Annotated in this window: 1 protein-coding gene; it reads left to right on the top strand. The window is 70.5% G+C overall.

What is annotated here, in order from left to right:
* Positions 1–1,535: 2-oxoacid:acceptor oxidoreductase subunit alpha (locus ACVNF4_RS35860; RefSeq protein ID WP_461807013.1), on the top strand; the 1,535-nt coding region annotated here is incomplete at both ends.

The raw sequence follows: 1,535 nt of genomic DNA, 5'->3' as shown, positions 1-1,535 counted from the left end.
ACGCTGCCGAACTTCCCGGCCGAGATCCGCGCTCCTGCGGGGACGCTGCCCGGTGTCTCCTCGTTCCAGTTGCACTTCGCGGACCACGACATCCTGACTCCGGGTGATGCGCCCGATGTGCTGGTCGCGATGAACCCGGCGGCGCTGAAGGCGAACGTGGGGGACCTGCCGCGCGGCGCGGAGATCATCGTCGATACGGATGAATTCACCAAACGGGCGATGCAGAAGGTGGGCTACGGCGAGTCCCCTCTGGAGGACGGCTCGCTGGACGGCTACCACCTCCATCCGGTGCCGCTGACGACGTTGACCGTCGAGGCCCTGAAGGATTTCGACCTCACCCGCAAAGAGGCCGAGCGCAGCAAGAACATGTTCGCGCTCGGCCTCTTGTCATGGATGTACCACCGGCCCACGGAGGGCACGGAGCGGTTCTTGCGGGCGAAGTTCGCGAAGAAGCCGCAGATCGCCGAGGCGAACCTGACGGCGTTCCGCGCGGGCTGGAACTTCGGCGAGACGACCGAGGACTTCGCGGTCTCCTACGAGATCGCCCCGGCGACCACCGCGTTCCCGCCGGGCGTCTACCGCAACATCTCCGGCAACCTGGCCCTGGCGTACGGCCTGGTCGCGGCGTCCCGCCAGGCGGACCTGCCGCTGTTTTTGGGCTCCTATCCGATCACCCCGGCCTCGGACATCCTGCACGAGCTGTCCCGGCACAAGAACTTCGGCGTCCGCACCTTCCAGGCGGAGGACGAGATCGCCGGGATCGGCGCGGCGCTGGGCGCGGCGTTCGGCGGGTGTCTCGCGGTGACGACGACGTCGGGTCCCGGCGTGGCTCTCAAGTCGGAGACGATCGGGCTGGCGGTGTCGCTGGAGCTGCCGCTGCTGGTCGTCGACATCCAGCGCGGCGGGCCCTCCACCGGTCTGCCGACCAAGACCGAGCAGGCCGACCTGCTCCAGGCGATGTACGGGCGCAACGGCGAGGCGCCGGTCCCCGTCGTCGCCCCGCGCACGCCGGCCGACTGTTTCGACGCGGCGCTGGAGGCGGCCCGGATCGCGCTGGCCTACCGCACACCGGTGATGCTCCTGTCGGACGGCTACCTCGCCAACGGCAGCGAGCCGTGGCGCGTCCCGGAGACCGACGAACTCCCGGACCTGCGGGTGCGGTTCGCGCAGGGCCCGAACCACACCGAGGCGGACGGCACGGAGGTGTTCTGGCCCTACAAGCGCGACCCGCACACCCTCGCGCGCCCCTGGGCCGTCCCCGGCACGCCCGGTCTCGAACACCGCATCGGCGGCATCGAGAAGCAGGACGGCACCGGGAACATCTCCTACGACCCCGCCAACCACGACTTCATGGTCCGCACCCGCCAGGCCAGGATCGACGGCATCGACGTCCCCGACGTGGCGGTCGACGACCCGGACGGCGCGCGCACGCTGGTGCTGGGCTGGGGGTCGACGTACGGGCCGATCACGGCCGCGGTGCGGCGGCTGAGGTCGGCCGGGGAGCCGATCGCGCAGGCGCACCTGCGTCATCTGAA

Source organism: Streptomyces sp. S6, from assembly GCF_054880855.1.
The sequence above is the reverse complement of the archived record's forward strand: the minus strand, read 5'-3'. Positions and strand labels throughout refer to the sequence as shown.